Raw genomic sequence first — 12,375 nt, 5'->3', positions numbered from 1 at the left:
GAAAATCACTCAAATAAAGGAATGCGAGGATCTTTCATATGCTCGCATAATAAAATATGAATTTGTCCACGATGATGATAAAAGTGTGCAACGATTTCAAGTAACCATTCAAAGCGCGAATAAGAAATCCCCCAATAGGCAGTCATAACTTCTGCTAATTCTATTTGGGAGTAGGAAAGAAATGTTTTAGAGAGAAGGTTGTATCCTTCAATCATCGTTTGTTGCATGTGAGCAACTGTTACGGGTGTATGTTCTATATAAAAGGTATGTAATTCTTTTTCTGAAATACCATTTAAAATGAGTAAATCAGCATGACAAATAAGAGAAAGATGTGCACACATTTCAAATAATGATCGTTTTGAGTGAATCGGTTGTATTTTTAAATCGTTTTCACTATATTGGTTAAGCATATAAATAGAAGTATCAATAGCAACTTTTAGTTGATGCAATGCAGATTGAACAAACATTGTAATTCTCCTCGTCTCCGTATATAATAGTTTCTTGAGGATATTATATCATACTCAAAATTCCGAAAATTCTAGTAGTTTGACTAGCATAATGAAAAGTATTATATTGTAAAAGGTCATATGAAACGTGAAATAGAATGGAATGCAATTATTGAGTTAGGAGTTAGACCAATGAGTTTGAAATATGGAAGAGATACAATTGTAGAAATTGACTTAAATGCTGTAAAACATAATGTAAAAGAATTTAAAAAACATGTAAATGATGAAGAAATTAAGATGATGGCTGCTGTAAAAGCGAATGGGTATGGCCATGGGGCAGTTGAAGTTGCCAAAGCTGCAATTGAAGCTGGGATACATCAACTTGCAGTTGCATTTGTAGATGAAGCAATAGAATTAAGAGAAGCAGGAATTACTGTGCCGATTTTAATTTTAGGATACACACCAGTAGCGGCTGTAGAAGATGTAATTCAATATGACGTTATGATGACTGTTTATAGAGTAGAAGATTTACATGGTATAAATGAAATTGCAAACCGTCTTCAAAAGAAAGTACAAATTCAAGTGAAAATTGATACAGGAATGAGTCGTATCGGTTTACAAGAAGAAGAAGTTAAACCATTTTTAGAAGAATTAAACCGTATGGAGTATGTAGAGGTAGTAGGGATATTTACGCATTACTCTACGGCAGATGAAATCGATAAATCATATACGAATATGCAAACAAGTTTATTTGAAAAGGCTGTTAATACAGCGAAAGAATTAGGAATTCAAATACCATATATTCATAGTTCAAATAGTGCGGGATCAATGGAATTAAGTAACACATTTCAAAATATGGTACGCGTTGGAATAGGAGTGTACGGTATGTATCCATCAAAAGAAGTGGATCATTCAGTCGTTTCTTTACAGCCTGCGTTGTCGTTAAAATCAAAAGTAGCTCATATTAAACATGCGAAGAAGAATCGTGGTGTAAGTTATGGGAATACGTATGTAACAACTGGTGAAGAATGGATTGCGACTGTACCAATTGGTTATGCTGATGGTTATAATCGTCAATTATCTAATAAAGGCTATGCGTTAATTAACGGGGTTCGAGTACCTGTTATTGGCCGTGTTTGTATGGATCAGTTAATGTTGGATGTTTCAAAAGCGATGCCAGTACAAGTAGGAGACGAAGTAGTATTCTACGGTAAACAAGGTGAAGAAAATATCGCAGTAGAAGAAATAGCGGATATGTTAGGCACAATAAACTATGAAGTTACATGTATGCTAGATAGAAGAATTCCGCGTGTCTATAAAGAAAATGACGAAACAACTGCAATTGTAAATATATTAAGAAAAAACTGAATCATTTCGATTCAGTTTTTTTATTCATATCAAATGCGAATATACCCTCGTTATGTAATACGGAGTAAACTTTGCGAAACACACTTTTTAGTTCATCTAAATTAAACTATCACCGGCAGAGATGACCAGTCCCGCAACAAAAATCTAATATACGAGAGTAGGGAAGAGCATCTTGTAAAACGAGGCTGGATAGGAGTATTCAACAAAATGTCCCCAATGTTTATTATAGATGTCTGCTAAAATATCATAATTAAAATAAATTGTTTTTTTAACATATGTATTCACCTAAAAATTCATTAAATTATAATAGTCATGCCTCGTGTTAATTTCAAAACCACATTGTGTATATAGTTTTAAAGCGTGGATATTTTTCGTTTCGACGTCTAACTCAATTGTTGAAACTCCTTCTGTAATAAGAGTATGTACTATATTACAAAGAATATCTTTTCCGTATCCTTTACCTTGATAAGAAGGATGAACGGCGAATCCTGATAGTGTAGTAGATTGCTCTTGTTTAGAAACTGTAATTGTTCCTATCACTTTTTCAGCAATAAGGGCACTGTAAACTTGATGGGAAGATGAATTCATCATTTTTTGTAACCATGTGGTCGTATTTTCTACTGAATCACCAAAAGCTTTACTAGAAATTTTAATAAGATCAAGAAGTGATTCTGAAGGTGCAAGAGTAAGCTGTATATTATTATCTGTTGTTTTTTGAATTTCGTTTGTTTTGCACTCCATACTATATTCACTATATAAATATGGTAACTTCATATGTTTTACAAATTCATTCCCAGAAATAGAATCCCCATTAATAATAAGAAGAGCTTCATCTGTCTCTCTATTTTGTATTTCTTTCATTGCAGTTTGTAAAAGGATAGTTCCGAAACGTTGTTTTCTAAAATGAGGATGTACAAAGCCTATTAGTTCAAGCTTTGTTGGTCTTTCGAAATCATACATATTTAAAGCGCCAATTAATTGAGTACCGTTATAAAGAAGAAAATCGTTTATATAATCTTCATTTCGATTTTTTAAAAAGTTGATATGTAAATCTGAAGAGTAATCAAGATTGTCTTGTTGCCCACAAATATAAGCCAAATCCTTCATTTGCTGTATTTCACTTTCTGTTACATAACGCTTTTTCTGAATATCCATTGTATACTCCCTCTCATTTGTATTTAAAAATAGGATGGGTGACTTAACCATTTCTTTAATTCCACATTACCTTGCACAGATAACAGTCGGTATAAATAACGATAAGGCTGTCTATATTCTTCTAATTGAGGAATAGACATAATTGTTTCGTAACCACTTTTAAAGGCATGTACTTTTTTCTGTAAATTCTATAAATTCATTATATAACAGATGATGTGTTATGAGGATAAAGATAAAAAGATAGACAGCATACTTACATTTATAGTGAAAACTCATTAAAAATATTATATTTCTCTATTTTTGTATGAATTGTCTAAAAATAATGGTGGTAATACTTGAATGTAAGACTCGTATCTTTAAATCTATGAAGAGTAAAAGTAAAATTAAGCATTCATTTATAAGATTGTGAATCACAATAATGTAGACTATAGAAAATATTTCTCAATAATAAAATGAAGAGAAAAGCATGAAGAAGTAGAATGCATTCATTTATAATAGACTTAAATTAATTAATATAATTAATTGTTAATTTTATTATATTAATTGGATAGGAGAGAATGTTATGGCAAATGTACTCGTAATAAATTTTCCTGGGGAAGGTCATATTAATCCGACTTTAGCTGTTGTAAGTGAGTTAATTCAGCGAGGGGAAACAGTTGTTTCTTATTGTATTGAAGATTATAGAAAGAAGGTTGAAGCAACAGGTGCGGAATTCCGAGTGTTTGAGAATTTTCTCTCTCAAATTAATATTATGGAACGAGTAAATGAAGGTGGGAGCCCTTTGACGATGCTATCTCATATGATTGAAGCATCAGAGCGTATTGTTACTCAAATTGTAGAAGAAACAAAAGAGGAAAAATATGATTATTTAATATATGATAATCATTTTCCAGTAGGACGTATTATAGCGAATATTTTACAATTACCAAGCGTTTCATCCTGTACAACGTTTGCTGTTAATCAGTACATTAATTTTCATGATGAGCAAGAATCAAGACAAGTAGATGAAATGGATCCATTATATCAATCTTGTTTAGCGGGAATGGAAAGATGGAATAAGCAGTATGGAATGAAATGTAATAGTATGTATGATATTATGAACCATCCTGGTGATATTACGATTGTATATACTTCAAAAGAATATCAGCCACGTTCAGAGGTATTTGATGAATCGTATAAATTTGTAGGTCCATCAATTGCTACTCGAAAAGAAGTGGGGAGTTTTCCTACCGAAGATTTAAAAAATGAAAAAGTGATTTTCATTTCTATGGGAACAGTTTTTAATGAACAACCTGCTTTGTATGAAAAATGTTTTGAAGCGTTTAAAGATGTTGATGCGACAGTCGTATTAGTCGTTGGTAAGAAGATAAATATAAGTCAATTTGAAAATATCCCGAAAAACTTTAAGTTGTATAATTATGTCCCGCAATTAGAAGTTTTACAGTATGCTGATGTATTCGTGACACATGGTGGTATGAATAGTTCGAGTGAAGCGTTATATTACGGTGTTCCATTAGTTGTAATTCCGGTAACAGGAGATCAGCCATTCGTGGCAAAACGATTGACTGAAGTAGGGGCAGGAATAAGACTTAATCGCAACGAGTTAACTTCTGAATTATTACGTGAGACTGTAAAGAAAGTAATGGATGATGTGACGTTTAAGGAGAATAGTCGTAAAGTGGGAGAGTCGCTTAGAAATGCCGGTGGATATCAAAGGGCAGTTGAGGAAATATTCAAATTAAAAATGAAGCCGTACGTAAAGATTAAATAGATGTTAAAAACACACTTACTTTTAATTTGTAAGTGTGTTTTTAGTATTACGCGTTACATGTGTTACATAAAAATAGCGATAAAGGAGAAACTTTTGTGTATATAAATCGATACCTTTGAATTAGTAGTAAAATTACGTTAAAATAATACTAAGAAAATATATAAGTTTTGGGGGTAATGAATGAAGAAAGTATTTGAATACGTATTATTAACAATTGGCTCAATTATAGTAGCAGGTTCATTAGAGCTTATTTTAGCACCTAATGGATTAGTAGATGGCGGGGTAACGGCTATTGCTATTATGGCAAATAAAGTTGCAGGATTGCCGCTTTATGGTGTGTTCTTAGGAATTAATATCCCAATTTTATTATTTACTGCAAAAGTAATGGGAAAGAAATTTTTTATCCGTACATCTTATGCGAATGTAGTTACAACACTCGGATTAATTTATTTAAAACCCTTTCCAGCAATTACGACTTCTGAGTTATTAATTGTACTTTATGGTGGAGTACTGTTTGGAATTGGTGTTGGGATTGTTGTTAAAATGGGTGGAGCAATTGACGGTTCGGAAATGTTAGCAGTTTGGATGAATAAACACTTTAATGTACCGATTAGTACATTTTTACTTGCAGTAAATGCAGTTATTTTCATCTTTGTTGCCATTTTATTTTCAATCGAACAAGCGATGTTCTCATTAGCAATTTTCTATATTGTTACGAAGATGATTGATTTTATATTAGATGGTATTAATCAAGGTAAGAGCGTTATGATTATTTCTGGTAAGAATAAAGAAATAGGCGATTTACTTATGAAAGAATTACAACTATCTGTTACGTATCTACATGGAGAAGGTGGTTTTTTAGGGGAGCATAAGAGAATCATTTATTGCATTACAAACCGATTCATTTATCCGAAAATGAAAGATCTCGTTCTCTCTGTAGATCCAGCCGCTATAATCGAAGCTTCCTATTCAACAGAAACGACTGGTGTGAAACGTCCGGGAAGGAAAGCTAGGTCAGGTGAATAACTAGAAGAAGGCTGTCCAAAAAGTTATTTTGGACAGCCTTCTTTTTTATTTTGTTGAATTGTTAACATGTTACAAGTTAAATCCACTGTTAAAAAGTTTCCTTGCAACTAGGAAACCAAGCGTCTTTTAATAATGTAGCCAACGTTTCAATTTTATTTTCTGGAATACTACCAAAGCCGAGTAATACGTATGATTCCTTACGTAAATCATTCACGAAATCATATGGAGAAAGTGGGTATAATTTAACGCTTTGTTTTTTAGCGGATTCAATCAGTTCATTTTCATTCATACTGTTATGGACACATAAAACAATATGAAGTCCGGACTGTTCGCCAAGAATTTGAACATTAGCCCCCATTTCTTTCATAATGGATTTTACTAACGCATGATGTTTTCTTTTATATAGTGTACGACTCCGATTAAGGTGACGTTCCCAATTCCCGCTTTGTATAAAGTTAGCAAAAGCAAGTTGTTGTATTGTAGCGACTGTTTGTTTGAAAATTCCATGCAGTTCTTGATATGTTTTTAAAAGGTGTGGTGGTAAAACAACATATCCCATTCGTAAAGAAGGTAAAAAAGATTTTGAGAAAGTTCCCATATAAATAACGCGTTCATTTGAATCAAGACTTTGTAAAGAAGGAATCGGCTTACCAGCGTAGCGAAACTCTCCGTCATAGTCATCTTCAATAATGTATCCGCTGCAATTATTAGCCCACTTTAACAATTCTAATCTTCTAGATAAAGGCATAATAATCCCGAGCGGAAATTGGTGTGATGGTGTAACGTATGCGACATTGGAATTTGTATTGTATAAACTAGAAATATCAATCCCTTTTTCATCCAATGGTATGGGATGAATTTGTCTATCACAGCTTTTAATGATTGCGTGTATACGGTGAAATCCAGGGTTTTCAATGCCGTATTCTTTTGTAGGGCCAAGCAGTTGAAGTAGCAGCCAGAGAAGTGGCTGCGTTCCGGCGCCAATCACAATTTGATCAGGTGAAGAATGGACACCGCGAGAATGATATAAATATGTTGATATATGCTCTCGAAGAGCGAATTCACCTTGAGGGTCTTCTTTGGCAAATAGTGCATTTTCGTATGTAAGTATGGATTCTTGTAATGCTCGTTTCCAATTTGTAATCGGAAATGCATTTTGATCAATAAGTCCTTGGCTACAATCATATTCAAATTTTTCGTCTATCAAATTGCTCGTCTTCTTTGCTGCATTTCGCTTTTTATTTGGGATAACGTCAATATCGAAATTTGCTACAAAAATACCACGTTTCGGTTTACTTTCTACATAACCTTCAGCTAATAATTGTTGATAAGCTGATTCAACAGTAATGCGGCTAATATTAAGTTGTGATGCTAAATTTCTGTGTGAGGGTAGACGTGTGCCGACAGAAATAGTCCCTTGTATAATTTCAGCTTTTATATATTCGTAAATTTGCAAGTAAATAGGTGTGTTACTTTGTAATTGCAATGGGATAGTAAAATCCATATAAAACTCTCCTTTAAAACTGGCCTTATAAAAAACACTTAAACTGTCACTTAAGTGAAGGGTAGTTACTTTCTATAATAATGATATAACATTTAGAAAATTAAATAAATAGTTAGAGGAGAGTTAAAAATGAATGTTAAAGAAGTAGTAACAGAAGAGCAATTACATGAAGTATTACCTGTTTTACAGCAATTACGAATGAAACTTTCAAAAGAGGAAACAAGCTCTTTATTTCGAAATATGAAAGAAGAAAATTATAAACTATTTTCGCTGCGTAATGAGAATGATGAAGTTGTTAGCCTTGCAGGTGTAGCGATTTGTACGAACTTTTATAATAAGAAACACGTTTTCGTATATGACCTTGTAACAGCAGAAGCACATCGTTCAAAAGGACATGGGAAAGTATTACTTTCGTATATAGAGAACTGGGGAAAGGAAAACGGATGTGAGTCTATCGTCCTCACGTCAGCATTTTCAAGAATTGATGCTCATCGTTTTTATGAAAGAGAAGGGTATGATAAGGTGAGTTATTCTTTTTATAAAGAATTATAAAAAATAAGAAGAAGCTGTCCTGCAAAAGTTGGGAACAGCTTCTTCTTATTTTTTAAGTTATTATTAAACCGTAAATAGGTTGTAAGTTATGGTATATGTATTTGAAAAGGTTATATAGTGTATTTTGTCGAATTGTTTTAATTTAATAAAGAGGATGATTGGAGCGCTTATACTTGAAAAAAATAAAGAAACTATCAATCCCTAATGATGCTAGAGTTATCGTCATATCTGATATTCATGGAGAATTAAATCTTTTAAAAGAAGCACTACATAAAGTTAACTTTAAAGATGAAGATTATTTAATTATTAATGGAGATCTTTGCGAGAAAGGACGAGATAGCCTAGGCGTAGTAAACTACGTTATGAATCTTGTAAAGAACAATTCAAAGGTTCACGTTGTTGAAGGGAATTGTGAAGTTTTAGTTGATGCTCTTCTAAATGAAAATCCTGGTCTTATTAATTATTTATGTACGAGGAAGCATTCAATTTTTAATGAATGGCTAGAGCAATTGGGTTTTTCAGTTCATGAGGGCACTTCAATTCGTGAAGTGAAAGAAGCATTGTTAAGTGAATTTTCACAAGAACTATATTGGCTAACAGAGTTGCCAACGGCGATTGAAACAGAAGATTATATTTTTGTGCATGCCGGTCTAGAAGATAGAGTAGATTGGAAAGAAACTGAGCGCAAAAATGCGATAGCAATGCCGGAGTTTTTCAATCAATCACATAAAGCAAATAAGTATGTAATAGTCGGTCATTGGCCTGTCGTGAACTATTCTGAAGAAGCACCGTCTAATAATCCAGTTATTGATAAGGAGAAAAAAATTATTGCAATTGATGGAGGAAATGCAATTAAAGAAGCAGGGCAATTAAACGTATTTATTATTCAGAGGAAACAAACGGGCGATACGTTTTCTTATACATATGTAGACTATTTTCCAGAGTACGAAGTAATAGCGGATTTTAATGCGAATTCAGAAATGCAGGGCGGAGTGACATATCCGTATTATTACATAGAGCCTATCGAGAAGATGCAAGATTACACCGTATGTAAACAAAAGGAAACGAATAATGTGCTCACTGTAAAAAATGAATATATGAAACAACTTAAGTCAGGTGAATATACAGTGAAAACCGATATTTCTTGTGCGCAAATAAGCGTTAGGAAGGGAGATATCGTTTCTCTCATTGATGATAGCTGTTCAGGATATGATTTAATTAAAAAAGATGGCGTAGAGGGTTGGATAGAGAAAGGGATTTTAGTTGAGATAGAAAAAGTGAAAAATAAAACATTAAGCTGAAATAGGAGGGATATAACCTCCTATTTTTTTAAAGGAGTAGATTGCTTGCTGTCTTTAATAAGGAAATAAATCGTACTTGGCAGAATGATAAGCGTCATTCCTAAAAGAATTGCTAGTATAGCATAACCTCTATAGGGAGCAGAAACGATAAAAGGAAGTATCGCTAAAAAAATACCTGCTATCATCATTGAAATACTACTAATATTTGAAGCTCTTTTTTCAAGGTACTTATCATTCCATTCTAATGAAACGGTTGATTTAGTCGTATCAATTTTGGAACTGAAATAACCTATTAATATAAATAAAAGCCCTAATGCTAAAAATATGAAATGATCAAGAGGAAGTGAAAAGCCAAGAGCGATGAGGGCGATGACAATATCGACAAAAAATAAGAATAGTAACATTGTGTTGCCGATCCAATGGAGAAATTTCTGGTTACTCGCTGCTTTAGATAAAGCTAAAAATACAAAGAATAAGAAGGAACATATAATTATATTTACGATTACAAAAGTGCTTTTATCCATTGTTGATGTAGGCGTTCCATTAAAGTCCCATTTCGTAACAATACTTAATGGTAAGAAGAAATAGAGAATAATATTTGTCATAATAATAGTAAGAAATAAAGCAATACTAAATCGTTTATTCATTGAATCACCAGCTTTCTAAATCAATAATTGGTACCTTATAACAAAATTATACAATATAATAAATGATATTTGTTTTGATTTTTCAGAAAAAATATTATAATTATATTATGAAATAAAGAGGAGTGTAGGAGGAAATTATGAATAGCGTAATAGTAAAAGGGGATAAAGTAACAATTCGTACAATTGAAGAATCAGATATAAAAACATTATGGAATCTCGTGTTTAAAGAAGAAAATCCAGAATGGAAAAAATGGGATGCACCGTATTTTCCGTTTTCAATGCAAGAATACTCATCCTATAAGGAAAAGATGCAAACTCGTTTAAAAGAAGAACCGCTATCCAATTTAATTATAGAAAATAACGGTCAAATCATTGGGACAGTTGGGTTTTATTGGGAATACAAACCGACGCGTTGGTTAGAGATGGGGCTTGTGATTTATGACCCAACATACTGGAATGGTGGATACGGTACAGAAACATTGACATTATATAGAGATTTGCTATTTGAAAAAATGGAGATTGGTAGAGTAGGAATCACGACTTGGTCTGGCAATGAACGAATGATGAAAGTAGCGGAGAAAATAGGAATGAGCTTAGAAGGTAGAATGCGAAAGTGTCGTTATTATAACGGAACATACTATGATTCTATTCGAATGGGCATGATTCGTGAAGAATGGGAAGCGCTATGTGTAACGAAGGGGTGAGAAAGATTGTACGCTATTATTGCTACATTTGATCGTGTGTTTACTAATAAAATTACAGAACTGCAAAATGAATTAACAAATGTAATTGGAACAAATCAACTAGCTGGAGTAGAACCTCATATTACGTTAGCTGATTATAATGAGTTAGATGTTCATTTGTATACTGAGAAACTAGGGGAGTTTGTAGCTATTCAAGAAAATATGGATGCAGTAACTTTTCCTTCTGTTGGAATTTTTCCTACTAATGGAACGGTCTTTCTAGCGCCGACTGTTACCAATGAATTGTTAAAACTTCATCATTCTTATCATGATTATTTTAAAACTTTTCATGACAACCCAAATTCATATTACGTACCGGGAAAATGGGTACCGCATTGTACAATTGCAAATAGATTACATACAAAGCAGTTTTTAAGTGTAATGGAATATATTTATGAGAAATTTGATTTTGTAACAGCTTCAATTGAGAAATTAAAATTAATTAAGGTGAATTATGAAAATGGTTCTGCCATTTCTTCTAGTATATTAGCAGAATATAATTTAAAGAGAATGGAGACATCGAGATGACATATATAATTAGAGAAATGAAGCAAGAAGATATTCATGCTGTACAATCAGTAGCAAAAATAGCTTGGCATGATACATATGAAGGCATTATTCCAAGAGAAATTCAAGACAGTTTTTTAGACGAGGCATATTCTGATGAAAAAATGAAATATCGTCTTAAAAATACGCATTTATTCGTTGCGGAAGAAGAAGGAGAAGTAATAGGGTTTGCGAACTTTTCACCTGTTAGACTACAAAATGAAGCGGAATTAGGTGCGATTTATTTGTTACCAGATCAGCAAGGAAAAGGGATCGGAAGTGCTTTATTACAAAAAGGAATTAAAGCATTAAATGGGATACGGAAATTGTACATACATGTAGAAGCAGCAAATGAAAAAGGAAAACGCTTTTATGAAGCGAAAGGTTTTGCTGAATTAGAGCAATTTGAAGAAGACTTTGAAGGACATATGATGCAGACAGTAAGGATGGTTTTATACGTATAAGGAGAACTAGTAATGAAAATTTTTGATTTTAGTGAAAAAGTAGGAAAGCACCTATCAGTATTTCAACCTAATTTCATCATGTCGAAAATATTAAACCATCGAGGGAATATACATATCGGTGCTATGCATTTACACGAGAATGGAATCATCGGTAATCATGAAGCAGTTGTATCTCAACTGCTTCTTATTGTGAAAGGAGCAGGATATGTATGTGGGGTAAATAAAGAAAAGATAAATATAGAGGCGGGACAAGCTGTGTTTTGGGAAAAGGGAGAGCTCCATGAAACAAGTACAGAACACGGATTAACAGCAATTGTTATGGAAGCGGAGAATCTTGAACAAGCGATAGTAATGCCTATTATTCAAGGGGAGTTGTGAAAAATGATTGTTAAGGCGAATCAAGAAGATACCAATGAAATATTAAAATATTCGGCTCAATCGCTTTTTGAAGGGACGAGAGGGAATTGTCAATTAAGTACCGAGAAAGCAATTGAGATTACAAAGCCGATTGTAGAAAAAGGAGCATGCTATTTAATTATTAAAGAAAAAAATAAAGTAATGGGATGGATATTAATAGGGGAAAATACAGACTATTTTTCTCGTGAAAAACTTGGATTTATATATGAATTGTACGTTTTCCCAGAATATCGCGGGAGAGGATTATCGCGAGAACTGATGGAAGCTGGTATTAAGGAATTAAAGGAGAAGTATTCAGAAATTCGGTTGAATGTATTTGCTGGGAATTTTGCAAAAGAGATGTACGAAGAGTTTGGGTTTGTTGAAAGGCAGGTAATTATGACTTTGAAGTGAGTAGAATAGTCTGAATGAGAGAAGAGAAAATAATGATTTAGT

14 protein-coding genes and 2 pseudogenes are annotated in these 12,375 nt (G+C 32.9%); 10 read left to right on the top strand and 6 right to left on the bottom strand.

Annotation, left to right across the window (positions count from 1 at the left end; all coding sequences use genetic code 11):
* Nucleotides 1-5: 5 nt before the first annotated feature.
* Nucleotides 6-467, bottom strand: coding sequence for a DinB family protein (locus ACK1U5_RS08565; RefSeq protein ID WP_000498002.1), 462 nt, complete (start codon nucleotides 465-467; stop codon nucleotides 6-8).
* Nucleotides 468-638: 171 nt separating this feature from the next.
* Between ACK1U5_RS08565 and alr the strand changes: the two genes are divergently transcribed.
* Nucleotides 639-1,814, top strand: coding sequence for an alanine racemase (alr, locus tag ACK1U5_RS08560; RefSeq protein WP_001987589.1), 1,176 nt, complete (start codon nucleotides 639-641; stop codon nucleotides 1,812-1,814).
* Between the two features lie 22 nt (nucleotides 1,815-1,836).
* Here alr and ACK1U5_RS08555 read toward each other — a convergent pair.
* The 3 genes and pseudogenes from ACK1U5_RS08555 to ACK1U5_RS08545 form a co-directional block, all read right to left on the bottom strand.
* Nucleotides 1,837-2,099, bottom strand: a pseudogene (locus tag ACK1U5_RS08555) (class I SAM-dependent methyltransferase); the annotation flags it as partial.
* Nucleotides 2,100-2,969 carry a GNAT family N-acetyltransferase gene (locus ACK1U5_RS08550; protein ID WP_000354430.1) on the bottom strand — a complete coding sequence of 290 codons (870 nt, stop codon included), beginning with the start codon at nucleotides 2,967-2,969 and terminating at the stop codon, nucleotides 2,100-2,102.
* A 23-nt stretch (nucleotides 2,970-2,992) separates the two neighbouring features.
* Nucleotides 2,993-3,151, bottom strand: a pseudogene (locus ACK1U5_RS08545) (nitrate reductase); the annotation flags it as partial.
* Nucleotides 3,152-3,531: 380 nt separating this feature from the next.
* On the opposite strand from ACK1U5_RS08545, the gene ACK1U5_RS08540 reads away from it, so the two are divergent.
* Together ACK1U5_RS08540 and ACK1U5_RS08535 are read left to right on the top strand one after the other, a co-directional pair.
* On the top strand, nucleotides 3,532-4,740 hold the full coding sequence (locus ACK1U5_RS08540) for a macrolide family glycosyltransferase (protein ID WP_069605248.1): 1,209 nt from the start codon (nucleotides 3,532-3,534) through the stop codon (nucleotides 4,738-4,740).
* Between the two features lie 180 nt (nucleotides 4,741-4,920).
* Entirely contained in the window at nucleotides 4,921-5,766 is an 846-nt protein-coding gene (locus tag ACK1U5_RS08535) for a YitT family protein (RefSeq protein WP_000755125.1), read from the top strand.
* Between the two features lie 88 nt (nucleotides 5,767-5,854).
* On the opposite strand, the gene pdxR is transcribed toward ACK1U5_RS08535, so the two are convergent.
* A complete protein-coding gene (pdxR, locus tag ACK1U5_RS08530; protein ID WP_000348039.1) occupies nucleotides 5,855-7,270 on the bottom strand; it encodes a MocR-like pyridoxine biosynthesis transcription factor PdxR in 1,416 nt (471 codons plus the stop codon).
* 129 nt (nucleotides 7,271-7,399) lie between these two features.
* Between pdxR and ACK1U5_RS08525 the strand changes: the two genes are divergently transcribed.
* Together ACK1U5_RS08525 and ACK1U5_RS08520 are read left to right on the top strand one after the other, a co-directional pair.
* Nucleotides 7,400-7,822, top strand: coding sequence for a GNAT family N-acetyltransferase (locus tag ACK1U5_RS08525; RefSeq protein WP_001101112.1), 423 nt, complete (start codon nucleotides 7,400-7,402; stop codon nucleotides 7,820-7,822).
* Nucleotides 7,823-7,995: 173 nt separating this feature from the next.
* Complete coding sequence (locus tag ACK1U5_RS08520; protein WP_030025422.1) at nucleotides 7,996-9,123, top strand: metallophosphoesterase; 1,128 nt, start codon at nucleotides 7,996-7,998, stop codon at nucleotides 9,121-9,123.
* A gap of 20 nt (nucleotides 9,124-9,143) precedes the next feature.
* Here the strand turns inward: ACK1U5_RS08520 and ACK1U5_RS08515 are convergent, their stop codons facing one another.
* Nucleotides 9,144-9,770: a DUF1648 domain-containing protein gene (locus ACK1U5_RS08515; RefSeq protein ID WP_030025424.1), complete on the bottom strand. Its 627-nt coding sequence runs from the start codon at nucleotides 9,768-9,770 to the stop codon at nucleotides 9,144-9,146.
* Nucleotides 9,771-9,907: 137 nt separating this feature from the next.
* Between ACK1U5_RS08515 and ACK1U5_RS08510 the strand changes: the two genes are divergently transcribed.
* Genes ACK1U5_RS08510 through ACK1U5_RS08490 form a run of 5 tightly spaced genes read left to right on the top strand, consistent with a single transcriptional unit; the run spans nucleotide 9,908 to nucleotide 12,333 of the window.
* Entirely contained in the window at nucleotides 9,908-10,474 is a 567-nt protein-coding gene (locus ACK1U5_RS08510) for a GNAT family N-acetyltransferase (protein WP_001089593.1), read from the top strand.
* A 6-nt stretch (nucleotides 10,475-10,480) separates the two neighbouring features.
* Nucleotides 10,481-11,041 carry a 2'-5' RNA ligase family protein gene (locus ACK1U5_RS08505; protein WP_000270892.1) on the top strand — a complete coding sequence of 187 codons (561 nt, stop codon included), beginning with the start codon at nucleotides 10,481-10,483 and terminating at the stop codon, nucleotides 11,039-11,041.
* A complete protein-coding gene (locus tag ACK1U5_RS08500; protein ID WP_000221048.1) occupies nucleotides 11,038-11,523 on the top strand; it encodes a GNAT family N-acetyltransferase in 486 nt (161 codons plus the stop codon). Before ACK1U5_RS08505 ends, ACK1U5_RS08500 begins: the two co-directional genes overlap by 4 nt.
* A 12-nt stretch (nucleotides 11,524-11,535) precedes the next feature.
* On the top strand, nucleotides 11,536-11,901 hold the full coding sequence (locus tag ACK1U5_RS08495) for a cupin (protein WP_030025429.1): 366 nt from the start codon (nucleotides 11,536-11,538) through the stop codon (nucleotides 11,899-11,901).
* Between the two features lie 3 nt (nucleotides 11,902-11,904).
* Nucleotides 11,905-12,333 carry a GNAT family N-acetyltransferase gene (locus tag ACK1U5_RS08490; protein ID WP_000635649.1) on the top strand — a complete coding sequence of 143 codons (429 nt, stop codon included), beginning with the start codon at nucleotides 11,905-11,907 and terminating at the stop codon, nucleotides 12,331-12,333.
* Nucleotides 12,334-12,375 lie beyond the last annotated feature (42 nt).

This window comes from Bacillus sp. XB1 (assembly GCF_053557995.1).
This window is presented reverse-complemented; position numbering and strand designations above follow the sequence as displayed.